This window comes from Arthrobacter sp. EPSL27, assembly GCF_001512305.1.
GTDB lineage: Bacteria > Actinomycetota > Actinomycetes > Actinomycetales > Micrococcaceae > Arthrobacter.
In genome coordinates this window covers 1074540-1098336 of record NZ_LNUT01000005.1, presented here as the reverse complement: position 1 = coordinate 1098336, position 23797 = coordinate 1074540, and the positions used below count along the sequence as shown (strand labels likewise).

Genomic DNA, 23797 nt, shown 5'->3' with positions numbered 1-23797 from the left:
GCCTGATCCCTGGGGCCTGACCCCGGCCTCACCGTCACGTCATCCCGGCGGCGGCCCGGGGCTTTAAACGACGTAGGCACCGGCCGTCTGCTGCGGGAAAATGGGGGGAAACCCGCTGCAGACCACCGGTGCCAGGCAGGCATCCGCATACCTGCCGCATCACTCGCACCCTCAATGAGGTAGTTACTACGTTAGGCACCAAGTTTGTGAGGACCCTGACCTGAAGATGTGAGCTGGCTGTGAATCGGGCCCGACTGCAATGATGGGGGCATGAGCAACCGAATCGCATTCCTGGGCTGTGGATCAATGAACGAGGCCATCATGGGCGGGCTGATCGCCGGCGGCGCCGACCCGGCGGACATCGTCGCCACGGTCCGCCGGGCCGAGCGGGCCGCCGAACTGGCCGAGAAGCACCACGGCATCACGGCCATCGCGGGCGAGGAAGAGCCGGACAACAACCGGCAGGCAGCCACCGGCTCCGGCGTCGTGATCCTGGGCGTCAAGCCGGTGGGCATCGCAGACCTGGCCCGTGAGGTCAGCGGCTCACTGGCGCCGGACACCATTGTCATCAGCGTCGCCGCCGCCGTCTCGCTGGAGCAGCTGGAAGCGGCCCTGCCGGCCGGCCAGCCCGTCATCCGGACCATGCCGAACACCCCGGCGAGGCTGGGACGCGGCGTGGTGTCCGTGTCGCCGGGCACGCACTGCTCCCCGGACCAGCTCCAACGGGCCAAGGACGTCCTGGCCCCCGCGGGCACCGTCGTCGAGATTCCCGAGCACCAGGTGGACGCGCTGTCCGCGGTCAGCGGCTCCGGTCCGGCGTACGCGTTCTACCTCGCCGAAGCGATGGCGGCGGCCGGCGTCGAACTGGGCCTGGACCCCGAGCTGTCCCTGCTGATCGCGCGGGAAACCGTCGCCGGGGCGGGCTTTATGCTGGCGGAGCCCGGTGCGGATCCGGCAGCCCTGCGCAAGGCCGTCACCAGCCCCAACGGCACCACCGAACGCGCCATCGCCACCTTCGATGCGCGGGGCCTCCCCGGGATCATTGCCGAAGGCGCCCGCGCCGCGGCGGACCGGGCCGCGGAGATCACCAAACAGCTGGCCTGAGCGCACCGGGGCGCACCCCATGACGGGGACCGGGCCGGGTGGCAGGATAGGACCCATGGAACTGCACATCACAGGGGACCCCGCGGCGGACAAACTGCTGGGCGACGACGCATTCGCCCTGCTCACCGGCATGCTGCTTGACCAGCAAGTGACCATGGAATCGGCCTTCGCCGGTCCTGAAAAGATCCGGACGCGCATCGGGTCCATGGACCCCGCAGAGATCGCCGGCTACGATCCGCAGGCGTTCGTCGAGGTGTTCCGGGAGAGCCCGGCCGTCCACCGGTTCCCCGGATCCATGGCCGGCCGGGTGCAGGCCCTCGCCGAGACGGTGCACCGTGACTGGAACGGGGACGCGGCGGCAATCTGGACGCAGGGGGACCCCGACGGGCCGGAGGTGCTGCGCCGGCTCAAGGCGCTGCCGGGTTTTGGCGAGCAGAAGGCGAAGATCTTCCTGGCCCTGCTGGGCAAGCAGTGCGGGCTCCAGGCCGAAGGGTGGCGCGAGGCCGCCGGGCATTACGGCCAGGAGGACGCGTTCCTGTCCGTCGCGGACATTGTGGATCCCGAGTCACTGGCCAAGGTGCGGGCCAGCAAACAGGCCGCCAAGGCCGCCGCGAAGGCGGCGAAGGCCAAGGCCTGACCCCGCGGCAGCCAGAACCAGCGGCGCCGGGAGCCCGACGCCGGGAGGAGCCCTAGTGCGGGGAGGTTGGGACCGTGACGGAACAACCGGCAGGACGGCTGCTGTCCCTCTGGGCTGCCACGGGCGGCGACGCCACGTACGCACCGGCGTCACCGGCAACACCACGGGCAAGGTCACCTCGCTGCACCGGCTTGCCTACACCGATCTGGCGGCCCGCCACTGCGAGGCCGTTGCCGCCGTCTACGGGGAGGCCAACGAGGCGGCCATTGAGCACATTGCGGGCGTTGTGGCGGCTGAGGGCATCGACTGCGGCTTCCGGCGGGTAGCCAACTACACCTACGCCGAATCCCCGGCCGCGCTGGCGCTGGTGCGGGAGGAAGCGGCACTGGCCGCGCGGCTGGGGCTGCCGGCATCCTTCACGACGGACGTGCCGCTGCCTTTCCCGGTGCTGGGCGCCGTCCGCTTCGACGGGCAGGCCCAGATCCACGCGCTCAGGTACGTGCAGGGCCTGGCCCGGGCCGTGCATGGGGACGGCAGCTTCGTTTTTGAGGAGTCGCCCGCCACCGGCTTCCGGGATGGTTCTCCGGCCGTGGTGGACTCGGAGCGGGGCTCCGTCCGGGCGAAGGACATCATTGTGGCGACCAACCTGCCGTTCGGGGACAACGGGTTCTTCGCCGAACGCTGCTACGCGCACCGCTCGTACATTGTGGCCGCACGCAGTGCGGCCGCCCCGCTGGACGCCACCTTCGTCAGCGTCGATGAGCCGATGCGCTCCATCCTGACGGTCGACGTCGGGGACGCCACCTACGTGCTGGCCGGCGGTGAAGGGCATCCGGCGGCCGAAAGCGCCGACTCCGCCGAGCGCTACGGGCGGCTTGCGGCTTTTGCCCGCGACCGTCTGGGCGCCGGGGACATCGCCTTCCGCTGGTCCACCCAGGACGCAATGCCTGCGGACGGGCTGCCCTACGTGGGCCTCCTGACGCCGGAGTCCCGGCATGTCCACGTGATCACCGGCCTGCGCAAGTGGGGCCTCACCAACGGGACGGCCGCCGCCCTGATCCTCCGGGACACACTGTGCGGCGGGGACAACCCCTGGGCCGCCGTGTTCGACAGCACCAGGAGCTCCCCGGCAGGGCTCGGGGTCGCCGCGCCTGCCGCCGCGGGCACTGCAGAGCAGCCGCCTGCGGAACCGGGGGAGGCAGTACCGGGCGACGTGGCGCCGGGGGAGGGGAAGGTGGTGGACGTCCAGGGTGCAAAGGTGGCCGTGTACGCCAGTCCCGGGGGACATGTCCAGTCGGTTTCCGCCGTCTGCACGCACCTGGGCTGCACCGTGGAGTTCAACCCGGCGGACGTGACCTGGGACTGCCCCTGCCACGGCTCCCGGTTCAGCACTGACGGCACCGTGATCCAGGGCCCGGCCACGAGGAACCTGCCCGCCGCCCCGGCGCCGGACGCCGGCTGAGGCGGTGTCCGCCGTCGGGCCCGCTACGGCCGGGCTGCGAACCGTTCCAGCAGATCCACGTGTCCGGAAACAATGAGCATGTCCCGTGAGGACACCTTGGTCTCCGGCCGGGCGTAGGTGAAGTCCTCGCCAGGGGACTTCACGCCCACAATGGTGACGCCGTACTTGGACCGGACCTTGGATTCGTCCAGGGTGAAGCCCACGGTCTCGCGCGGCGGGTACATCTTCACGATCGCGAAGTCGTCGTCGAATTCGATGAAGTCCAGCATGCGCCCGGACACCAGGTGCGCGGCGCGGACACCGGCGTCGGCCTCCGGGTAGATCACGTGGTTGGCGCCGATCCGGGTGAGGATCTTGCCGTGTGAGGGCGTGATGGCCTTGACCCAGAGGTGCTCGATGCCGAGGTCCACCAGGTTCACCGTGATCAGCACCGAGGATTCGATCGACGTGCCCACGCCTACGACGGCGGAGCTGAACTCCTGCGCGCCGAGCTGGCGGAGGGCGTCGATGTTGGTGGCGTCGGCCTCCACCACGTGGGTCAGGGTGCTGGACCACTTCTGCACCAGGTTCCGGTCGCGTTCGATCGCCAGGACCTCGCGGCCCTGCTTGACCAGCTGTTCAGCCGTGGATGCGCCGAAGCGGCCCAGCCCGATCACCAGGACGGGGGCGTTGTGGGCGGGCCGGTTAGCGGCCCCTGAGGAACTAGCCAATGATCGGTCTCTCTTCCGGGTAGTGGTACAGCTGGCTGCGCTGGCGCAAGGCCAGGGCGGCGGCGAGGGTGACGGTGCCGACGCGCCCGGCAAACATGAGGGCGGTGAGGACGTAAACGCCCGACGGCGGCAGCTCGGCGCTGAGGTTCGTGCTGAGGCCGACGGTGGCGAAGGCGGAAATGGTTTCGAAGAGCACCCGGTCCATGGACTCGTTGCTGATGTGGAGCAGCAGGAGGGCCGAGACTGCGACGAGGGTGGCGCCGGCGACGATGACCGAGATGGCCACGCGCATGGTGCCTTCGGGGATGGTGCGGCCGTAGACCTTCACGTCGGAGTCGCCGCGGGCCTCGGCGGCGATGGCCAGGAACATCACCGCAATGGTGGTCACCTTGATGCCGCCCGCCGTCGACGCCGAACCGCCGCCGGCGAACATCAGCGCGTCGGTCAGCAGCATGGTGGTGGAGTCCATCTGGTTCTGGTCCACCAGGTTGAAGCCGCCGGAGCGGGTCATCACGGAGGCGAAGAGCGAGTGGATGATCTTGTCGGCGTCGCTCATCCGGCCGATGGTGCGCACGTTCTCCCACTCCATCAGGCCCCACAGCACGGTCCCGGACACCAGCAGGATCAGCGAGACCTGGATGGTGAGCTTGGTGTGCAGGTTCCACTTCTTCCAGTTCAGCCCGTTCTGCTGGAGCACCATCACCACGGGGAATCCCAGGCTGCCCAGGAACACGCCCACCATCAGCGGGACGAGGATCCACAGATCGGTCTCGTAGGGGACGATGCCGTCCGAGTGCGGGGTGAAGCCGGCGTTGTTGAAGGAGGAAATGGCGTAGAACACCCCGTGCCAGACCGACTGGCCAAAGCTCTCGCCCAGCATGAGGAACCGCGGAATCAGCGCCACCGCCAGCGCGGCCTCGATCACCACGGAGGTCACGATGACGATCCGCAGCAGGGTGCCCACCTCGCCGAGGCGGCCGGCGTTCATGGCTTCCTGGGCGATCAGCTTGCCGCGGACACCCAGCTTCTTGCTCACCATGAGGGCCAGCAGCGAGGCCAGGGTCAGGGTGCCCAGGCCGCCGACAAAGATGCCGACCAGGATGACCAGCTGGCCGAAGAAGGACCAGTGCACCGCGGTGGACACCACGGTCAGGCCTGTGACGCAGACGGCCGACACCGCGGTGAACATGGCCTGGTGCAGCGGCGTGTAGTCACCCGTGGCGGAGGACACCGGCAGGGACAGCAGGGCGGTGAACACCAGGATCACCATGCCGAACGCGGACAGGGCCAGCCGGGCCGGGGACGTGTTGGCGATGTTGTCGATGAAGTCGCGCAGGCGTGTGAAGATCCACAGGCCTTCCCGCTCCGGAGTGCCGGGGTGCCAGTTGGCCGGGCGCCGTGACCTCGACTGGCTCTGCGTCATGTGCGACATTTCCTTGCTAGAAACTGTTTCCTTCAGTAGTAAACCACTAAACCCCGCGCAATGACCGGGGAGAGGGGTGCAGCGCTCGGGTAGCCTGTGATTGATGACATACCTGCCGGGGCTTGCACAGACCGCACTGCCGACGACGGTGGTGTGGGACCCTGCCATGACTGCCTACAACTTTGGCCACAGCCACCCCATGGCCCCGGAGCGGATGGAGCTCACTGCCCGGCTGGCCGGAAGCCTCGGACTGCTGGACCTGGACCACGTTACGGTCTCCGCTCCCGACGTCGCCAGCGACGCTGAGCTGTGCACCGTGCACAGCCCGGACTTCGTCGCGGCCGTGCGGCGGGTGAGCGCGGACCCCGGAACCCCGGACCTGGAACGGGGGCTGGGGACCGAGGATGACCCTGCCTTCGCCGGCATGCACGAGGCGAGCGCCCGCCTGGCCGGCGGTTCCCTCCTCGCCGCCGCCGCCATCCTGGACGGGAGCGCCGTGCGGGCGGTGAACTTCGGCGGCGGCATGCACCACGCGGCCCGCGAGCGCGCGAGCGGTTTCTGCATCTACAACGACGCCGCCCTCGCCATCCAGCGGCTGCTCGACGGCGGTGTGCAGCGGGTGGCGTACATCGACATCGACGCCCACCACGGCGACGGGACCCAGAGCATCTTCTGGGACGACCCGCGGGTCCTGACGATTTCCCTGCACGAGACCGGGCTGACCCTCTTCCCCGGCACGGGGTACGCCAATGAGATCGGCGGCCCCAACGCCCAGGGCACCGCCGTGAACGTGGCGCTCCCGGCCGGCACCGGGGACGGCGGGTGGCTCCGCGCCTTCCACGCCGTGGTGCCGCAGCTCGTGGCGGCCTTCAGCCCGGAGGTGATCGTCAGCCAGCACGGCTGCGACTCCCACCGGCTGGATCCGCTGACGCACCTCAACATCAGCGTCGACGGCCAGCGGGAGGCGGCCACGGCCATCGGGAACCTCGCCGCACGCTTCTGCGACAACCGCTGGATCTCCACCGGCGGCGGGGGCTACAACGTCATCACCGTGGTGCCCCGGGCCTGGAGCCACCTGATCGCCATCGCCGCGGGCCGGCCCGTGCCACTGCGCACGCCTGTGCCCGAGGACTGGCGCAGCTACGTCACCGACAAGTACGGGTCAAAGTACGGGGTGGCGCCGCCGGAAATGATGGGCGACGACGTCGACCTGTGGTGGCGCTCCTGGGAAGTCGGCTTCGACCCGAACGACGACGTGGACCGCACCGTGATGGCTACCCGCAAGGAGATCTTCCCGCTCTACGGACTGGACCCCTGGTTCGACTAAGCGGCGCCGCTAAGCCGTTCCGGTCGCCTGGGACATGGGCTTCTCGGTCTGGAACACGACGCCCGCCGCGCCGATGATCCAGCCCAGCAGCGAGAGCGAGAACGCCCCGATCAGGTCGGTGGAGGCGGTGCCCTTCACGAGCCACACCCCCAGCACCAGCATCCCGATCACGAGGTACACCATCAGCGCCGTGACGACCCGGCCGGAGAGCTTGGTGGTGATCCCGCCCGCGTCGAAGACACCTTCGCTGGCCTGTCCGGGGGACTTCCCGGCGCCGGCCTGTTCCTCCCGGCGCACCTCGGCCATGGTGAAGCCGAGGGCCGAGGCAGTCAGTGAGCTCAACGACGTCGACAGTGCCCCGGCCGCACAGACGACGGCGCCGTTCAGCCTGGGCGCGGCGCCCGGAACCTCCGGGATGAACACCCAGACCTGGAACAGCACGCTGCCCCAGACGATGACGAACAGCGCCAGGAACACGGCAGCGATGATGTTGAACAGCTGCTTTCGGAAGAAATCCCCCATGGCGGTCCACTCCTCTGCGTCGGTAGGCTGCGGCCTTACCTGCCGGGAAGGCGGTGCGTCCGTTCTAGCACCACGCCCGGGGCGGGGCAATGCCCGGCGGCTTCGGTGCGGGGGCGCAATTTGTGGATGCCATCCGGCGTATATGTCGCTAGTGTGGAGGGCATGGTGACAGACGACGTATTTGCCGTCATTGCTGAGGCAACCCGGCGTGACATTCTGGTATCCCTCCGCAACGGGGACAAAGCAGTGGGGGAACTGGTCCAGGAGCTCGACGCCAGCCAGCCCACCATTTCCAAGCACCTGAAAGTACTCCGCGAAGCGGACCTCGTGAGCATGCGCGCCCAGGGCCAGAAGCGCTACTACGCGCTCAACCCGAAACCGCTGGCCGGGGTGGCCAGCTGGCTGGAGACGTTCGACGTCGGGCAGGCCGCGGCCCCCGTACCGGCGCCTGCACCTGCCCCCGTACCCGCACCTGCTCCGGCCCACCACCGCGAACCGGAGCCGGCACCGGCCCGCGCCGCGGTACCCGAGCTGCAGCCCGTCCCGGACACCCTGGCAGCCGCCGCCACCACAGCGGCCCCGCAGCCTGCCGCGGCGCTGCAGCCTGCCGCAGCGCTTGCCGAACGGCCCGCCGGCAGCCCCTTGAGCCCCGCCGTCGTGATCCCGGTCGGCGCGGCGGGCGACGACAAAATGCCGCAACAGATCGGCCGCACAGTGGGACGGGCCGCCACCCGGGCCGCCGACCTCCTGGCCAGCCTGCCGAAGTTCGGGCGCAAAAAGTAGCCGCAACCCTCGCGGCGCACTGACGTCCAGCACCGCCGGAGTGTGGCCTGCGCCACGCCATTTCTGTCACACGGGACGTCCTCCGCCGCCCGAATGGAAATCCCATCCGGCCCGGTGCAACCATGGAAAGGCTTGTTTGGTGCGCCCAATGGTGGGCGCTGAGGTGGAGGAGATGCAATGGACGCACGGCTGGAAGCCATCCGGGACACAGTGCTGGCACGGAATCCCGGTGAGGCTGAGTTCCACCAGGCCGTCACCGAGGTCTTCGAAAGTCTGGGCCCGGTGCACGACCGGCACCCGGAGTTCCTTGAAGGCGCCGTCCTGGAGCGGCTCTGCGAACCCGAACGCCAGATCATCTTCCGTGTCCCGTGGGCGGACGACTCCGGCCGCTTCCAGATCAACCGCGGTTTCCGGGTGGAGTTCAACTCGGCCCTGGGCCCCTTCAAGGGTGGCCTGCGGTTCCACCCGTCGGTGAACCTGGGCATCGTGAAGTTCCTCGGCTTCGAACAGATCTTCAAGAACGCCCTGACCGGGATGCCGATCGGCGGCGGCAAAGGCGGCTCCGACTTTGACCCGCGCGGGCGGTCCGACGCCGAGATCATGCGTTTCTGCCAGGCGTTTATGACCGAGCTGTACCGCCACATCGGCGAGTACACGGACGTGCCGGCGGGGGATATCGGCGTCGGCGGCCGGGAGATTGGGTACCTCTTCGGGCAGTACAAGCGGATCACCAACCGCTACGAATCCGGCGTCCTGACCGGCAAGGGCATCTCCTGGGGCGGCTCGCTGGTGCGGCCCGAGGCCACCGGCTTCGGCACCGTGATCTTTGCCGAGGAAATGCTCAAAACCCGCGGCCTGTCCTTCGACGGCCAGCGCGTGGTGGTCTCCGGCTCCGGCAACGTCGCCATCAACGCCATCGCCAAGGCCCAGGCGCTCGGTGCCACCGTGGTGGCCTGCTCCGATTCTTCGGGCTACATCGTGGACGAGGCCGGGATCGACGTCGACCTGCTCCGCCAGATCAAGGAAGTCGAACGCGGGCGGCTCAAGGAATACCAGGCCCGCCGCTCCGCCGTCGACTATGTGGACGGCGGCTCCGTCTGGGATGTTGACGCCACCGTCGCCCTGCCGTGCGCCACGCAGAACGAGATCGACGGCGACGCGGCCGCCCGGCTGGTCCGCAACGGGCTGCTCGCGGTGGGGGAGGGCGCCAACATGCCATCCACCCCTGACGCCGTTGCGGTGTTCCAGGACGCGCGGATCCTGTTCGGCCCGGGAAAGGCCGCCAATGCCGGCGGTGTGGCAACGTCCGCGCTGGAAATGCAGCAGAACGCCAGCCGCGATTCCTGGTCGTTTGCGCACACCGAGGAACGGCTCACCGAGATTATGGTCGGCATCCACGACCGCTGTGCCGCCACCGCCGACGAGTACGGGGACCCGGGGAACTACGTGCTGGGCGCGAACATCGGTGGCTTCGTCAAGGTTGCCGACGCGATGCTCGCCCAGGGCCTTATCTAGGCCCCATATCTAGGCCCAGGAAGCGTTCCGCCGGCGCCGAGTTGGCAGTTCGCGGCAATGTCCTTCGGGAACACTGCCGCGAACTGCCAACTCGATTGGGTGCGGGCTACTTCTTGAGCAGCCGCACGTGGTCCGGGGTCAGGTCGGAGATCCGGCTGACGCCCAGCAGGGCCATGGTGCGGAGCATGTCCTTTTCCAGGATCTCGATGGCCCGGTCCACGCCCGCCCGCCCGCCGGCCATCAGCCCGTACAGGTAGGCGCGGCCGATCAGCGTGAAGTCGGCGCCCAGTGCCAGGGCGGCGATGATGTCCGCGCCGCTCATGATGCCGGTGTCCAGGATGACCGCCGCCTCGCTGTGGTCCGCCTTGAGCGCAGCCGAGACCTCCGGGAGCAGGTGGAACGGGATCGGCGCCCGGTCCAGCTGGCGGCCGCCGTGGTTGGAGAGCACCACGCCGTCGGCCCCGTGGTCCACCACCCGGCGGGCGTCCTCTACCGTCTGGATGCCCTTGACCACCAGCTTGCCCTTCCAGGTTTCCCGCAGCCAGTCGAGGTCATCGAACGTCAGGGTGGGGTCGAACATGGAGTTGATCAGGTCCGCGACCGTCCCGGTGTAGCGGGAGAGCGAGGCGAAGGTCAGCGGCTCGTGGGTGAGGAAGTTGAACCACCAGGCCGGCCGGTAGGACGCGTCCAGCACGGTCTTGAGGGTCAGCGCCGGCGGGATGGTCATGCCGTTGCGGACGTCGCGCAGCCGGGCCCCGGCGACGGCGGTGTCCACGGTGACCATCAGGGTGTCGTTGCCGGCGGCCGCGGCACGCTCGATCAGCTCCAGCGACCGGTCCCGGTCCGTCCACAAATACAGCTGGAACCAGTTCCGGCCGTCCGGCGCCGCCGCGGCCACGTCCTCGATGGAGGCCGTGCCCATGGTGGAGAGCGTGTAGGGGATGCCGGCGGCCGCGGCTGCCTGAGACCCGGCGTATTCGCCCTCGGACTGCATCATCCGGGTGAATCCCGTGGGGGCGATGCCGACCGGCAGCCGGGACGGCTTGCCGAGGATCTGCGTGCCGAGGTCCACGCGGGAGACATCGCGCAGGATGCCCGGCCGGAACTCGATGTCCAGGAAGGCCTCGCGGGCCCGGCGCAGCGTGATCTCAGCCTCGGCGGCGCCGTCGGTGTAGTCGAACGGTGCCTGCGGGGTGCGGCGCTTGGCCATGTCCCGGAGGTCCCAGATGGTGCTGGCCCGCCGTAGCCGGGCCGCGCGGCTGAACTCCGGCTTCTTGAACTGCATCAGCGGGGCCAGGTCCGAATACTTGGGGACGCGGCGCTTGAGGGCCGCCGGAATGAGGTCCGGCAGGGCTGCTGCGGGGCGGTTGTCCGCGCCGGTGTCTGCGGGCCGGGTGGGCGCCTCGGGGTTGCCGGGTTCGATCGTCTGCGTCATTGCTGCCTCCGGGCAGGTCTCGGGTCCTGGAACTTCCTGCACAACACCCTAGGGGGTGTGTGGTCCAACCACAGTCTAAGGGTGTGGTTGGACCACATCAAGTACCATTGGCCTATGCGTACGCACCAGCTCGTCCTGCAGTGGATCGAGGACCAGCTTTCCAGTGGCGAGCTCACCCTTGGCGGGCGGCTGCCGGCCGAGCGCTCCCTCGCGGAACAGCTACACGTCTCCCGCACCTCCGTCCGCGAGGCCATCCGGGTCATGGAAGCCATGGGCGTGGTCCGGGCCGGCGTCGGCTCGGGCCCGGACGCGGGCACCGTGGTCATCGCCGACCCGACGGCGGCGCTGGGTTCGGCGCTCCGCCTGCATGTCGCCACCTCGCACCTGCCCGTGAAGGACATTGTGGAGACGCGCGTGCTGCTGGAGTCCTGGGCCGCTTCCCGCGCACACCCGGACGCCCCGGCGCTGGCGGAGGCGGCCAGCCTGCTGGAGCAGATGGAGAACTGCTCCGGGACGGAGGAATTCCTCGCCCTGGATGTCCGATTCCACCTGGCCTTGGCCGACGCCGCCGGCAATGCGGTGGTCAGCGCCATGATGGGCTCCCTGCGCGAGGCCATCCAGGCCTATGCCGGGCGGATCACCGGCAGCCTTCCGGACTGGGACGCCACAGCCGCGCGGCTCCGTGCCGAACACCGGGGCATCCTGGCGGCCATCAAGGACGGCGACGGCGGCAGCGCTTCGCAGCTGGTGGCGGACCATATCGAGGGCTACTACGCGGAAGCCGGGCTGGGAGCCGGGGCCTGACCCGGGCGGCTGATCGCGGCGCGGGTCCGTCCCCGGGCCGGGCCAGGCCCGCCGGGAGTGGTCGCAATGTTACGGGCCGGATTTTGCCGGGCGGACCACCGCCGGGCTATGGTCAACCCATGACTAACCGTTGGTATGCGTATTTTTCGTTGGCTCTGGAGGGGCCCGCGTCTAGCTGACACGCATCCAACCTTCCTTCAGAGCCAACAGGGCAGAGATCATTCTCTGCCCTTCGCCATTTCCCGGCGGGCTCTGATCTGGGCCCGCTCCGCACCCCGGAACAGGACCCCCAATGAGCATCGAAGCAGCCCCCGAATCCCAGCAGTCCACCTCTAACCTGCGTGTCAGCGAGTTCACCCCGCTGCCCACCCCGCAGGACATGGCCGCCGAACTGCCGCTGGACACCCGCCTGGCCGACGTCGTCGCCCGCGGCCGGGACGAGGTCCGCGCCATCATGGACGGCGTCGACGACCGGCTGCTGGTCATTGTGGGTCCCTGCTCCATCCACGACCCCAAAGCCGGTCTGGAATACGCCCGCCGGCTGGTCAGCCAGGCCGAAAAGCACAAGGAAGACCTGCTGATCGTGATGCGGGCGTACTTCGAGAAGCCGCGCACCACGGTGGGCTGGAAGGGCCTGATCAACGATCCCCGGCTCGACGGCAGCCACGACATCGCGGCCGGCCTCCGCGCCGCCCGCCGCTTCCTGCAGCAGGTCACAGCCCTGGGCCTGCCCGCCGGCACTGAGTTCCTGGAACCCATCAGCCCGCAGTACATGGCGGACCTGGTCTCCTGGGGTGCCATCGGCGCGCGCACCACCGAAAGCCAGATCCACCGCCAGCTGGCGTCCGGGCTGTCCATGCCGATTGGGTTCAAGAACGGGACCGACGGCGACCTGCAGGTCGCGCTGGACGCGTGCAGCGCCGCGGGTGCCGCGCAGGCTTTCCTCGGCATCGACGGCGACGGCCGGGCCGCCCTGGTCTCCACCGCCGGGAACCCGGACACGCACATCATCCTGCGGGGCGGGCGCAAGGGCCCCAACTACTCCGCCGACGACGTTGCGGCCACCACGGCCAAGCTGGCCTCGAAGCAGCTCAACCCGCGGCTCATCGTTGACGCGAGCCACGCCAACAGCGGCAAGAACCACCACCGGCAGGCGGAAGTGGCCCTGGAAATCGGCGCGCAGCTGGAAAACGGCGGGGAGTCGTCGGCCGCCATCGCCGGCGTCATGCTGGAGAGCTTCCTGGTGGGCGGGGCACAGAACCTGGACGTGGCCGAGCACGCCGCCGGAACCGACGATCTGGTCTACGGCCAGAGCGTCACCGATGCGTGCATGGACTGGGACGTCACGGCGTCGGTCCTGGATCAGCTCGCTGCCTCCGCGCGCACGCGCCGGACCCGGGCCTAAGGACTCTGGCCGGAGGATTCAGCCGTTCCTCTTTCACACGGGCACCATCAGCCCCTACAGTATCTAGTACATGGTTGTTTGATGGCTCAGCATCGGCACACCGCCATGTCGTTCTGATAAGGCTGCCGTTCGCTTGAGCAAAGGAATAGGGACATGTCTCCGGAGGCTAACTTCTCCAACGCACGCTTCTTGACCGTGGCCGAAGTCGCGGAGGTCATGCGCGTGTCCAAAATGACCGTGTACCGCCTGGTCCATTCCGGAGAGATGCCCGCCGTGCGTTTCGGGCGCTCCTACCGGGTGCCGGAGGCCGCCGTCGAGCAGTACCTCAAGGGTGCTGTGGTGGACGGGAACTCGGAAACAGCCTGAGGTCCCCGCGTCTTCTGCGGCCGGAATCAGTGCCAGCAGGCGCCGGAACGGGCTCGCGGTCGTGGTGTGCCCCCGATAGGCGGTACCCTGTTAAGGAACGTTTTACGTCATTGTAAGAACCTGTCAGTTGTGCAGTCTGCTGCTAAGCCCGCGGACCCTTCCCAACAGGCAGGTACTGCATCTAGCCGGTAAGGAACTTTCGTGGGTTCAGTTATTAAGAAGCGTCGCAAGCGTATGGCCAAGAAGAAGCACCGCAAGCTGCTTCGCAAGACGCGCCACCAGCGTCGCAATAAGAAGTAGAGCTACCTCACTTCATGGAAATGCCCGTTGCCTTCCAGGCGGCGGGCATTTTCATTTCCGTCGTGCGCCAGGCGCGGGCTCACCGTCCCGACGCGGGTTCAGACTGGCGACGCGCGTAGGTACGACCGACGCGGGTTGACCTGGGCGCTACGCTTTCGAACCCACGCTACGCAGATACGCGTAGCGCCCGGCCGGAAGCGCAGCGTCCAGCAGGAAGCGCAGCGGGAATGGGCCGGCGCAGGCCTGGTCGACGCAGGTTCAGTCCGGTGCGGGGTTGGTGCGGTGAGGGCCCGGTCGGTCCGGGGTCAGACTGTGGGGCCGCGGAAGCGGGAGAACCCGCGCCACAGGCCGTAGATGGCGCCGCCGACCGTGGCGGCCTTGAGCCCCAGGGTGGCTGCGCGCCGGCCGGAGCGGAAATCGTAGACCGGCCAGTTGTGGTCGCGGGCGTGGCGGCGGAGGCCGGAATCGGGGTTGATGGCGACGGGGTGGCCCACCATGCTCAGCAGCGGAATATCGTTGCGTGAATCGCTGTACGCCCAGCACCGGGCCAGATCCAGCCCCTCGGACTCGGCCATCGCCTGGACCGCCACCGCCTTGGCCGGGCCGTGCAGGATCTCGCCCACCAGCCGGCCGGTGTAGGAGCCGTCCTCGATCTCACCCACGGTGCCGAGGGCTCCGGTGAGGCCCAGCCGGCTGGAGATGACGGTGGCCACCTCGATCGGCGTCGCCGTCACCAGCCACACCCTGCGGCCGACGCGGAGGTGCTGCTCGGCCAGAGCTTTGGCGCCGGGCCAGATCCGGGATTCGATCATCTCGTCGTACACCTCTTGGCCGAGGGCCTCGATGTCCTCAACGGTGAAACCGGAGGCCAGGCCCAGGGCGGTGTCGCGGACGGCGTGCACGTCATCCATCTTTTCCCCGCGCAGCACAAACATCAGCTGCTTCCAGGCGATCCCGATCGCCTGGGGGATGGTGAAGGCGCCGCGCTGGTGCATTTTCCGGGCCACATGGAACAGGCTGGCCCCCCGCATGAGGGTGTTGTCGACGTCGAAGAACGCGGCTTCGCCGTGCTGCGGGGCTGCAGCGGGCTCGGTGACCACGGCGGCGAACTTCTCTTCGGGCATGCCACGAGTCTAGTCAACGCCGGGGCAGGTTCCCGCCGCCCGGGCCGTGGCAGCGCCGCGGATGTTCCCGGCGCGTCGACGGCGGAGGCCCGGCCGGGCTACCGTGGACCCATGCCGCATCCCGACGTCGTCCTCATCACCAAAGCTGACTGCCACCTCTGCACGGCGGCGCGCGCCGCCGTCGAACGCGTCACCTCGGGACTGGGGATCAGCTGGCGGGAACAGTCCGTGGACGACGACGCTGACCTGCGGGAGCGCTTTGCGGAAGAGATCCCCGTGGTCCTGGTGGACGGCGTCCAGCGCGATTTCTGGAAGATCGACGAGGCCCGGCTGGAACGGACGCTGCGGCGGGCGCTGGGCCAGCAGGCCTGAAGCGGCGTGGCGGCTGGCAGCCGCTGCTTTGTTTGCTGAACTGCGGGGGCTCTAGAGTGGAAGTCACAACGCGACTCAATGGAGCAGATAGTGACTTCGCTGGATTCATCCCCTGACGCGCTGCCCGGGGGAACGGGGCCTGCTTCCAAGCAGATTCCGCCCGCGGCCGTGGCCCGGCTGACCATCTATCTGCGCGCCCTCACCACACTGCTCTCCGAAGGCATTGACCGGGTCTCCTCCGAATCGCTCGCCGAAGCCTCGGGCGTCAGCCCCTCCACGCTGCGCAAGGACCTCTCCTACGTCGGCTCCTACGGGACACGCGGTGTCGGCTACGAAGTTCAATACCTCAACCGGCATATTGCCGCCGCGCTGGGCCTGACGCACGACTGGAAGGTCGCGATCGTCGGTGCCGGCAACCTGGGCAAGGCTTTGGCCCGGTACGGCGGGTTCGAATCCCGCGGCTTCGAGATCGTCGCGATCTTCGATGCGGACCAGATGGTGGTAGGCAGCGAAGTGGGCTGGCTGCGGGTGAGCGACGCCGCCGACCTGGAGCCGGTGCTGCAGCGGACCGGAGCCAACATGGTAGTGCTGGCCCTGCCGGCCGCCGTCGCCCAGGACGTCTGCGACCGGGTGGTGGCCGCCGGCGTGCGCAGCATTCTGAGCTTTGCCCCGGTGATGCTGCAGGTGCCGCCCGGGGTCAACCTGCGCAAGGTGGACATGGCCACGGAACTGCAGATCCTGGCGTACCACGCACAAAGGGCGCAGGACCCGGAAGATGCCGACTAGCTTTCAGTCGGTTCCTCCGGCTCCCGCGCCCTCAGCGTCGGTACCAGGCTTTATCGTCCGGGCAGAACGGGCTGGTTAGTACCGGCCCGGCTGTCCGTAGGGGTTGGCGAACGGCTGGCGCTTGCTGAAGTACGGCGCCGCGGCCGGAAGGTACAGCATCACAATGCCGGCGATGCCGAGGAGGACCGCCAGGGTGCCGAGGCTCAGCGGGAAAATGCTGAAGATCGACAGGGCGGCAAAAACGGTGCCGAGGATCCGGGCCCAGTTCTTGCCCTTGCGCACGTTCAGGGCGACCAGCGCGTAAAGTCCGGAGCTGATCAGGGCGAACACGAGGATGCTGCCGACCAGGACGCCCCGCATGTCCTCGTAGCGGATGTCAGCGCCGCTGCCGGCCATCTGCTGCTCGAACATGTTCCGCATCTCCGGGGAGTCCAGCGTGCCGAGCGCCATCAGCAGGGAGAGGATCCACACCACTCCGGAGGCGACGATGAGCCAGAAGGCCGTGTTGACGAGCTTGGGCATGCCGGACGTGGCCTGCGGCTGCTCGGACGGGTACTGGGCGTAGGGCGACTGGCCATACGCGGGCTGCCCGAACGGCTGGGCCTGCTGGTTGTACTGCGGCGGGTTCTGGCCGTACTGCGGTGCCTGCTGGCCGTACTGGGGGTTCTGGCCATACTGCGGCGCCTGCTGGCCGTACTGAGGGTTCGAGCCATACTGCGGCGCGGACGGGGCCTGGCCGTACTGCGGCGGTGCCGACGGCGGATTCTGGCCGTACTGCGGAGCCGACGGCGGGTTCTCCCCGTACTGGGGGGCGTTCTGGCCGTAGCGGGGCTCCGGCTGTTCACCCGGCTTGGGGGAGTCCGGGTTCGACGGCGGGACTGGCGGGATGCTCATGGCGTTCCTTTGCGTGGCGGTCTGGTTCGGATACCGGAAACAGCGTCCTGCCCTGCCCCCAGCATGGTTTAAGTCCACCGTACCGCGCAGCGGCGCCCGGAGGGATCATTCCGGAGAGGTATTCTCGCGGCACCGCCGGGCTACGTGCCCAGGGTCAGAAACGGCCCCGCAGGGAAGCGAACCACGCCTGGGAGTTGGGCAGCCACATCAGCACCGTCGCCACGAGGCTGATGACGAAGCCCGGCCAGCTGCCGCCTCCCCGGCCGTCCGCCGCGCCGGCGTTGAGGGCAGCCAGCACCAGTGAGATTCCCGCGACGATCGTGAGCGCGAAGCGGGCCCATTCGCGGCCCTCCTTCATCTTCATGGCGAGGATGACCTGTGCTGCGGAGAGGGCGAGGGCCACCAGCACCAGCAGGAGCACCAGGAGCCCCATGCCGGGGACCACGGCCAGCAGCACAAAAGCCCCGAAGAGGCCGATCACGCCGCCCAGCAGGCCCAGCAACCCGCCGATGAGCCAGATCCAGTAAGCGACCTTCAGTTCGGTCGGCATCTGCGGCACGGTGAACATGCCGGAGAACCCGCCGCTGGGCATGGCGTCGTAGAAGTTCCGCGGCCGGTCCGCAGGCATTTCGAAGCGGAAACCGGTTTGCTGGCCCGGGGCCTGGTAGCCGGCCTGGTGGCCGGGCGGCGGCTGGTAGGCCTGCTGGCCCGGGGGCTGGTAGCCCGGAGGTACGGAACCTGCGGGCGGAACATTGCCCTGCCGAGGCGGCTGGGCACCGGGCTGCTGCTGCGGAGGTACCTCATTGGGGTTGCTCATGGCACTCACTTTAGACCGCGAAAGTGCCGGTATCGATGGAATCTGAGCGTGTTGCGGAGCATGTCGGGACGCCCCGGACGCGCCCGCCGCTCAAGCAAAACACCCCGTTCCGTCGCGGGGACGGAACGGGGTGCCTGCTGCGGGTCGGGGACCGGCTGGATGTTGCTGACTAGGCAGCGGGAGCGATGAAGGCCAGTTCGAGGTTGATGCCCACCTTGTCGCTGACCAGCACGCCGCCGGCTTCGAGGACGGCGTTCCAGGTCAGGCCGAAGTCCTTGCGGCTGATGGTGGTTTCGGCGGTGAGGCCGGCGCGGGTGTTGCCGAACGGATCGACGGCCACACCGTGGAGCTCGGTCTCGAGGGCCACCGGGCGGGTGACGCCCTTGATGGTGAGGTCGCCCTGGAGCTCGTATGCGTCGCCCTTGGGGACGATCGCGTTGGAGACGAAGGAGATTTCCGGGAACTTCTCGACGTCGAAGAAGTCTTCGCCGCGGACGTGGCCGTCGCGGTTGACGTCGCCGGAGTCGAAGCTGGCGGTCTTGATGGTGGCGTTGACCTTGGAGTCGGCCACGTTTTCGGCGAGGTCCAGGGTGGCCTCGGCGTCCTTGAACTGGCCGCGGACCTTGCTGATGCCTGCGTGGCGGACGGTGAAGCCGATCTCGCTGTGCGAGTTGTCCAGGGTCCAGGTTCCGGTGGTGACGTTGGCGGGGAGTGCCATGGTGTTTCTCCTTGAGTCGGGTGGGTACTGCCGGTGGTGATGCTCTGATCGTTAGTTGAAGCCACATTCGTTGAAGTCTCAACTAACTGCTTCACCCAGTATAAACATGCATTTGCATCTTTTATTCCAACTCCGGGGAACATTTTTCAAAACTCCTCAGTTCTACTTCTTGTAGAAGATTTCGTCATTGCCCCTGCCCTTTGAGAAACTGGTACACATGCCCCCAGCCACTGTTCATCTGCTCCGCCACGGCGAGGTCCACAATCCCGAAGGTGTCCTGTACGGCAGGCTGCCCGAATTCCACCTCTCCGAACTGGGCCGGGAGATGGCCCGGATGCTCGCGGAGCACTTCAGTGAACGGTCCGCGCAGGGCGCAAAGATCGTCCACCTGGCCGCCTCGCCGCTGACCCGCGCGCAGGAGACGGCGCAGCCCATTTCCGAGGCGCTCAACCTTGAGATCGCCACGGAAGCCCGCATCATCGAGGCCGCCAACTACTTCGAGGGCCTCCACGTCGACAAGGCGGAGATCCTCAAACTGAAGCACTGGCCCATGCTGCGCAACCCGTTCCGGCCGTCCTGGGGCGAGCCCTACAAGGACCAGGCCGCCCGCGTCATGGCCGCGGTGCAGGACGCCCGGCTCAGGGCCATCGAACTCGGGGGCGAGGGCGCTGAAGCCATCCTCGTCAGCCACCAGCTGCCCATCTGGGCCACGCGGCTCAGTGCCGAGGGCAAGCCCCTCTGGCACGATCCGCGCAAGCGGGAATGCACCCTCACCTCGGTCACGTCGCTGACGTTCGACGACGGCGGGAACCTCCTGCGCGTCGATTACAGCGAGCCTGCGGCCGCCCTACTCCCCGGTGCGTCCAGCACCCCCGGAGCCTGAGCATGAACAGCAACAACCCCAACGCATCAAACGTCTCCCGCCGCAGCTTCCTGACGGCGGGCGGCGGGGCCCTCGCCGTCGTGCTGGGGCTCTCCGGCTGCGCGAAGGAAGATGCCCTGGCGCAGCAGGCCCGGGCCGGTGACAACAAGAACTACGTGGCCGGCGACGGCTCCGTGACCGAATTCGCCGTCGGGGACCGCAAGAGCCCCGTGACCCTCCAGGGCACTCTGTTCGACGGCACCACCGTCACGGCCGAGGCGTTCCAGGGCAAGGTGACCGTGCTGAACTTCTGGTTCGCGGCGTGCGCGCCCTGCCGGGTCGAGGCGCCGTCGCTGGAGGCACTGCACCAGGAATTCAAGAGCCAGGGCGTGCAGTTCTTCGGCGTGAACCTCCGCGACGAAAAGGCCGCCGCTGAGGCGTTCGACAAGACCTTCAACCTGACCTACCCGAGCTTCAACGACAAGGACGGCGGCGTGCTCCTGGCCGTGTCCGGGCTGGTTCCTCCGGGGGCCGTGCCCACCACGCTGGTGCTCGACAAGCAGGGCCGCGTGGCGTCCCGCGTCCTCGGCGAGATCCAGAAGGGCACCCTCAAGTCCCTCATCGCCGCCGCCGTGGCCGAGTAGCGGAGCCGCCGCCGTGAACAGCCCCTTCGCCGAAGCCATCCTGAGCGGATCGCTGCTGCTTGCCATCCCCGTGGCACTGCTGGCCGGCCTGGTCTCCTTCCTGTCGCCCTGCGTGCTGCCCCTGGTACCCGGTTACCTGGGCTACGTCACGGGACTGACCGGCGTCGACCTCCAGAAGCAGAAGCGCGGCCGCATGCTGGCGGGCATCGGGCTGTTTGTCCTGGGCTTCTCGGTGATTTTTGTGCTGCTGGGCGGCGCGTTCGGGCAGCTGGGGACGCTGATCACCGGCTCCGAGAACGCCTGGATCACGCAGGTCCTGGGGATCCTGGTGATCATCATGGGCGTGGTGTTCATGGGCGGCTTCGGCTGGCTCCAGCGCGACGCCAAAATCCAGTCCAAGCCGCCGGCCGGGCTTTGGGGCGCCCCGCTGCTGGGCATCACGTTCGGCCTGGGCTGGGCGCCGTGCATCGGCCCCACCTACTCGGCCGTGCAGCTGCTAAGCCTCTCCGGCGGATCCTCGGCGGCCAAGGGGGCGTTCCTGGCGTTCGTCTACAGCCTGGGCCTGGGCATCCCCTTCCTGCTCATAGCCCTGGCCGTGCGCCGCGGGATCGGCGTGATGTCCTTCTTCCGCAAGCACCGGCTCGCCATCCAGCGCATCGGTGGCGGAATCCTGGTGGGGCTGGGCGTGCTGATGGCCACGGGCGTGTGGGGGACCTGGGTCTCTGAGCTGCAGTACTGGTTCCAAACCGATGTGAAATTGCCGATCTGATGAGCGAGCGAGTGAACGAAAAGAAGAACCTCCCAGCCAACGGCAGCAAGCGCACAGGCACTAAGGCAGCCACGCCGGCCAGCCCCGTGGCGGCGGCGAAGGCTGAAGCTGTCCTGCCCGCGCTTGGCCCGATGGGCATGCTCCGCTGGGCCTGGACCCAGCTGACCAGCATGCGCACGGCCCTGTTCCTGCTGCTGCTCCTCGCGGTGGCGGCCGTTCCGGGCTCGCTGTTCCCGCAGCGCCCGGCCAACCCCGCCAACGTCACGCAGTACATCAAGGACAACCCGGACTACGGCAAGATCCTCGATGCGCTCCAGCTCTACGATGTGTACTCGTCGGTGTGGTTCTCGGCGATCTACATCCTGCTGTTCATCTCGCTGATCGGCTGCGTCGTCCCGCGCGCCATCGCACACTACAAGGCCATGCGGTCGCAGCCGCCGCGCACCCCCGCCCGGCTGTCCCGGCTGCCCGAATACGGCACACTGGTGATCCCCGCCGACGCCGGGATCCCGGCGTCGAGCGCCATTTCCGACGCCGCCGGGCTGCTGAAGAAGCGCGGCTACCGCGTGGACGTCCGCGACGCCGACGGCGCCCGGCCGTCGCTCGGTGCCGAACGCGGCTACCTGCGCGAAGTGGGAAACCTGGTGTTCCACACCTCGCTGATCGGGGTGCTCGTCTCTGTCGCCATCGGCGGCCTGTTCGGATACAGCGGACAGCGCATCCTCGTGGAGGGCGACACGTTTGTGAACACCCTGGTCGGATACGACCAGTTCTCGCCCGGAACCAACTTCCAGAGCAGCCAGCTGCAGCCCTACTCGGTGCAGCTGGACAAGTTCCAGATCACCTTCGACCGGGAATCCCAGGGCAAGGTGGGCCAGCCCATCGACTTCAAGGCCGACGTCACCACGAAGGAATCCCCGGACGCACCCGCCCAGAAAGAGGTGCTGAAGGTCAACGACCCCCTCACCCTCGGCGGCACCAGCATGTACCTCACCGGCAACGGCTACGCCCCGGTGGTCACCATCCGCGACGGCGCCGGCAACGTCGCCCTGCAGGGCCCCGTGGTGGCAAAGCTGCAGGGCGACAATTACTACTCCTCCGTGGTCATCAAGGTCCCGGACGCCAAGCCGGACCAGCTCGGATTCCAAGGATTCTTCCTGCCCACGGCTTTGGTCACAGACCAAGGCGTGTCCTACAGCGGTGATCCCGAGCTGTTCAACCCGAGGCTGACCCTGAACTCGTTCTACGGCGACCTTGGACTGGACAGCGGCGCCCCGCAGAACGTCTTCGAGATGGACATCAAGAAACTCACGCCGCTCAACGCCCGCAACCTCGACGTCGGCGGTATCAGCCTGGCCCCGGGCACCAGCTACACGCTTCCCGACGGCAAGGGCTCCATCAGCTTCGACGGCGTCAAGCGCTACATCGGCGTCGACATCCACCACAACCCCGGCCAGCTGTACGCGCTGATCTTTGCGCTCCTGGCGGTGGCCGGCCTGGTCACGTCGCTGTACGTGAACCGCCGCCGCGTCTGGGTCCGCACCGGAACCCACGAGGACGGCCGCACCATGGTGGAGTACGGGCTGCTGGCCCGCGGCGAGGACCACCGGCTTGCGGGCGAGTCCGCCGCGATCCGGAAGCTGCTTGCCGGCGCCTGGAAGCTCGACGACGGTTCCCAGTCTGCTCCCAGCGGAACAGCGGATAATGGCCGGGCGGACGCCACGCTCCCCGGCAACCCCACAGCAGACTTCATCCCGTCATCAGCAGGCTCTTCCGAGTCAAAGAAGGATCAGTAATGCTCCCCATCAACGAAACCATGGGCCAGTACAGCGAGTTGTTTATGCTCCTCGCGGCCGGCACCTACACGGTGGCTTTCATCGCGTTTGCCTGGGACCTTGCCAAGAGCAGCAAGACGCTGCGCGCCGTTGACCTGAAGGCCGCCGAGCTCTCGGGTGCCGACGCCGCCCGCGTTCCCGTGGCTGCCGGCGTCGGGGCCTCCGCAGGTGCCGTTGACCGGGCTGAGGCGGACGTGGCCGGACCGGCGGGACGGGCCGAACGCCCGACGTCGGCCGGCGGCGCCGGGAATGCCGCAGGCATCGGGCTGACCGCCGACGGCGACATGCGCTACGCCGCCGAACGCCGCGTCCCCGCCCGGGTGGCCGTCGCGCTGACCGTGTTGGGCGCCGCCATTCACGCGGCCGGCGTCATCACGCGGGCCATCGGAGCCGGCCGGGTGCCGTGGGGCAACATGTACGAGTTCCTGACGACGGGCGCGTTCGTGGCCGTGGCCGTCTTCCTGCTGGTGCTGGTCCGCCGCGACCTGCGCTTCCTGGGCACGTTCGTGGTGGGGCTGGCGATCGTCATGCTGGTGGCCGCCTCCGTGGCGTACTGGACCCCGGTGGGTCACCTCGTTCCGGCGCTGCAGAGCTACTGGCTGATCATCCACGTCTCCATCGCCGTGCTGTCCTCGGCCCTGTTCACCCTGACCTTTGCGATGTCCGCCCTGCAGCTGGTCCAGTCGCACCGGCAGAAGACCATCGCGGCCGGCGGCGCCGACAAGCTGGGTTTCATGCGCCTGGTGCCCAACGCCCTGAGCCTGGAGAACCTTTCCTACCGGATCAACGCCATCGCGTTTGTCGGCTGGACGTTCACGCTGATGTTCGGCGCCATCTGGGCCGAGAAGGCCTGGGGCCGCTTCTGGGGCTGGGACACCAAGGAAGTCTGGACGTTCGTGATCTGGGTGGTCTACGCCGGCTACCTGCACGCCCGTGCCACCCGTGGCTGGACCGGAACCCGCGCCGCCTGGCTGTCGATTGTGGGCTACCTCTGCGTGGTCTTCAACTTCACCATCGTGAACCAGTTCTTCAACGGCCTGCACTCCTACTCGGGGCTGTAACCACCCTCGCCGGGAGTCCCCGCTCATCGATTTGCCACGAATGGCCGCTAAACCACCCCGTTTAGCGGCCATTTGCGGCAAACGGGTGGTGTGTGCCGGTCCGCGAGCCTCGTCGATTCGCC

25 protein-coding genes are annotated in these 23797 nt (G+C 68.2%); 17 read left to right on the top strand and 8 right to left on the bottom strand.

Annotated features, from left to right (window positions below; all coding sequences use genetic code 11):
• Window positions 1-270: 270 nt before the first annotated feature.
• The 3 genes from proC to AR539_RS16000 are packed head-to-tail and all read left to right on the top strand — an operon-like array spanning window position 271 to window position 3203.
• Entirely contained in the window at window positions 271-1104 is an 834-nt protein-coding gene (proC, locus tag AR539_RS16010; RefSeq protein WP_066439090.1) for a pyrroline-5-carboxylate reductase, read from the top strand.
• 55 nt (window positions 1105-1159) lie between these two features.
• Window positions 1160-1741, top strand: coding sequence for an HhH-GPD-type base excision DNA repair protein (locus AR539_RS16005; RefSeq protein ID WP_066439087.1), 582 nt, complete (start codon window positions 1160-1162; stop codon window positions 1739-1741).
• A gap of 55 nt (window positions 1742-1796) precedes the next feature.
• On the top strand, window positions 1797-3203 hold the full coding sequence (locus tag AR539_RS16000; protein WP_082699400.1) for an FAD-dependent oxidoreductase: 1407 nt from the start codon (window positions 1797-1799) through the stop codon (window positions 3201-3203).
• 23 nt (window positions 3204-3226) lie between these two features.
• Here the strand turns inward: AR539_RS16000 and AR539_RS15995 are convergent, their stop codons facing one another.
• Window positions 3227-3913 carry a potassium channel family protein gene (locus AR539_RS15995; protein WP_066439084.1) on the bottom strand — a complete coding sequence of 229 codons (687 nt, stop codon included), beginning with the start codon at window positions 3911-3913 and terminating at the stop codon, window positions 3227-3229.
• Window positions 3906-5336 carry a TrkH family potassium uptake protein gene (locus AR539_RS15990; protein ID WP_066439081.1) on the bottom strand — a complete coding sequence of 477 codons (1431 nt, stop codon included), beginning with the start codon at window positions 5334-5336 and terminating at the stop codon, window positions 3906-3908. Before AR539_RS15990 ends, AR539_RS15995 begins: the two co-directional genes overlap by 8 nt.
• Window positions 5337-5439: 103 nt before the next feature.
• On the opposite strand from AR539_RS15990, the gene AR539_RS15985 reads away from it, so the two are divergent.
• Window positions 5440-6663 carry an acetoin utilization protein AcuC gene (locus AR539_RS15985; RefSeq protein WP_066439076.1) on the top strand — a complete coding sequence of 408 codons (1224 nt, stop codon included), beginning with the start codon at window positions 5440-5442 and terminating at the stop codon, window positions 6661-6663.
• Between the two features lie 9 nt (window positions 6664-6672).
• Here AR539_RS15985 and AR539_RS15980 read toward each other — a convergent pair whose 3' ends face one another.
• Window positions 6673-7185: a hypothetical protein gene (locus tag AR539_RS15980; RefSeq protein ID WP_066439074.1), complete on the bottom strand. Its 513-nt coding sequence runs from the start codon at window positions 7183-7185 to the stop codon at window positions 6673-6675.
• Window positions 7186-7347: 162 nt separating this feature from the next.
• Between AR539_RS15980 and AR539_RS15975 the strand changes: the two genes are divergently transcribed.
• Both AR539_RS15975 and gdhA read left to right on the top strand, forming a co-directional pair.
• On the top strand, window positions 7348-7968 hold the full coding sequence (locus tag AR539_RS15975) for an ArsR/SmtB family transcription factor (RefSeq protein WP_066439072.1): 621 nt from the start codon (window positions 7348-7350) through the stop codon (window positions 7966-7968).
• Window positions 7969-8145: 177 nt separating this feature from the next.
• Complete coding sequence (gene gdhA, locus AR539_RS15970) at window positions 8146-9483, top strand: NADP-specific glutamate dehydrogenase (RefSeq protein WP_066439068.1); 1338 nt, start codon at window positions 8146-8148, stop codon at window positions 9481-9483.
• A 106-nt stretch (window positions 9484-9589) separates the two neighbouring features.
• Here gdhA and AR539_RS15965 read toward each other — a convergent pair whose 3' ends face one another.
• Window positions 9590-10918 (bottom strand): alpha-hydroxy acid oxidase, encoded by a 1329-nt coding sequence (locus AR539_RS15965; RefSeq protein WP_066439065.1) that lies wholly within the window; start codon window positions 10916-10918, stop codon window positions 9590-9592.
• A gap of 114 nt (window positions 10919-11032) precedes the next feature.
• Here AR539_RS15965 and AR539_RS15960 point away from each other — a divergent pair, with 114 nt between their 5' ends.
• The 4 genes from AR539_RS15960 to AR539_RS19125 all read left to right on the top strand — a co-directional run bounded on the left by AR539_RS15960 (window position 11033) and on the right by AR539_RS19125 (window position 13793).
• On the top strand, window positions 11033-11722 hold the full coding sequence (locus tag AR539_RS15960; RefSeq protein WP_066439062.1) for a FadR/GntR family transcriptional regulator: 690 nt from the start codon (window positions 11033-11035) through the stop codon (window positions 11720-11722).
• Window positions 11723-12014: 292 nt separating this feature from the next.
• The gene (locus tag AR539_RS15955; protein WP_066439052.1) at window positions 12015-13127 is read left to right on the top strand and encodes a 3-deoxy-7-phosphoheptulonate synthase; all 1113 of its coding nucleotides are present in this window, start codon (window positions 12015-12017) and stop codon (window positions 13125-13127) included.
• Window positions 13128-13280: 153 nt separating this feature from the next.
• Window positions 13281-13493 carry a helix-turn-helix domain-containing protein gene (locus tag AR539_RS15950; protein ID WP_066439050.1) on the top strand — a complete coding sequence of 71 codons (213 nt, stop codon included), beginning with the start codon at window positions 13281-13283 and terminating at the stop codon, window positions 13491-13493.
• Window positions 13494-13694: 201 nt separating this feature from the next.
• Complete coding sequence (locus tag AR539_RS19125; RefSeq protein ID WP_003792170.1) at window positions 13695-13793, top strand: 30S ribosomal protein bS22; 99 nt, start codon at window positions 13695-13697, stop codon at window positions 13791-13793.
• A gap of 305 nt (window positions 13794-14098) precedes the next feature.
• On the opposite strand, the gene AR539_RS15945 is transcribed toward AR539_RS19125, so the two are convergent.
• Window positions 14099-14917 (bottom strand): HAD family hydrolase, encoded by an 819-nt coding sequence (locus AR539_RS15945; protein WP_066439048.1) that lies wholly within the window; start codon window positions 14915-14917, stop codon window positions 14099-14101.
• Between the two features lie 111 nt (window positions 14918-15028).
• Here AR539_RS15945 and AR539_RS15940 point away from each other — a divergent pair, with 111 nt between their 5' ends.
• Both AR539_RS15940 and AR539_RS15935 read left to right on the top strand, forming a co-directional pair.
• Window positions 15029-15289 (top strand): glutaredoxin family protein, encoded by a 261-nt coding sequence (locus tag AR539_RS15940; RefSeq protein WP_066439046.1) that lies wholly within the window; start codon window positions 15029-15031, stop codon window positions 15287-15289.
• 90 nt (window positions 15290-15379) lie between these two features.
• The gene (locus tag AR539_RS15935; RefSeq protein ID WP_066440088.1) at window positions 15380-16075 is read left to right on the top strand and encodes a redox-sensing transcriptional repressor Rex; all 696 of its coding nucleotides are present in this window, start codon (window positions 15380-15382) and stop codon (window positions 16073-16075) included.
• 75 nt (window positions 16076-16150) lie between these two features.
• Here AR539_RS15935 and AR539_RS15930 read toward each other — a convergent pair whose 3' ends face one another.
• The 3 genes from AR539_RS15930 to AR539_RS15920 form a co-directional block, all read right to left on the bottom strand.
• Window positions 16151-16969 carry a hypothetical protein gene (locus AR539_RS15930; RefSeq protein WP_066439043.1) on the bottom strand — a complete coding sequence of 273 codons (819 nt, stop codon included), beginning with the start codon at window positions 16967-16969 and terminating at the stop codon, window positions 16151-16153.
• A 154-nt stretch (window positions 16970-17123) separates the two neighbouring features.
• Complete coding sequence (locus tag AR539_RS15925; protein WP_231728635.1) at window positions 17124-17786, bottom strand: hypothetical protein; 663 nt, start codon at window positions 17784-17786, stop codon at window positions 17124-17126.
• Between the two features lie 169 nt (window positions 17787-17955).
• A complete protein-coding gene (locus tag AR539_RS15920) occupies window positions 17956-18504 on the bottom strand; it encodes a YceI family protein (RefSeq protein ID WP_066439040.1) in 549 nt (182 codons plus the stop codon).
• 217 nt (window positions 18505-18721) lie between these two features.
• On the opposite strand from AR539_RS15920, the gene AR539_RS15915 reads away from it, so the two are divergent.
• The 5 genes from AR539_RS15915 to ccsB are packed head-to-tail and all read left to right on the top strand — an operon-like array spanning window position 18722 to window position 23675.
• Window positions 18722-19387 carry a histidine phosphatase family protein gene (locus tag AR539_RS15915; RefSeq protein ID WP_066439038.1) on the top strand — a complete coding sequence of 222 codons (666 nt, stop codon included), beginning with the start codon at window positions 18722-18724 and terminating at the stop codon, window positions 19385-19387.
• A gap of 2 nt (window positions 19388-19389) precedes the next feature.
• Window positions 19390-20010, top strand: a complete 621-nt coding sequence (locus tag AR539_RS15910) for a TlpA family protein disulfide reductase (RefSeq protein ID WP_066439034.1) — start codon at window positions 19390-19392, stop codon at window positions 20008-20010.
• 13 nt (window positions 20011-20023) lie between these two features.
• Window positions 20024-20779, top strand: a complete 756-nt coding sequence (locus tag AR539_RS15905) for a cytochrome c biogenesis CcdA family protein (RefSeq protein WP_066439031.1) — start codon at window positions 20024-20026, stop codon at window positions 20777-20779.
• Window positions 20779-22575, top strand: a complete 1797-nt coding sequence (resB, locus tag AR539_RS15900; protein WP_066439028.1) for a cytochrome c biogenesis protein ResB — start codon at window positions 20779-20781, stop codon at window positions 22573-22575. Before AR539_RS15905 ends, resB begins: the two co-directional genes overlap by 1 nt.
• Window positions 22575-23675 (top strand): c-type cytochrome biogenesis protein CcsB, encoded by a 1101-nt coding sequence (gene ccsB / locus AR539_RS15895; protein ID WP_066439025.1) that lies wholly within the window; start codon window positions 22575-22577, stop codon window positions 23673-23675. Before resB ends, ccsB begins: the two co-directional genes overlap by 1 nt.
• Window positions 23676-23797 lie beyond the last annotated feature (122 nt).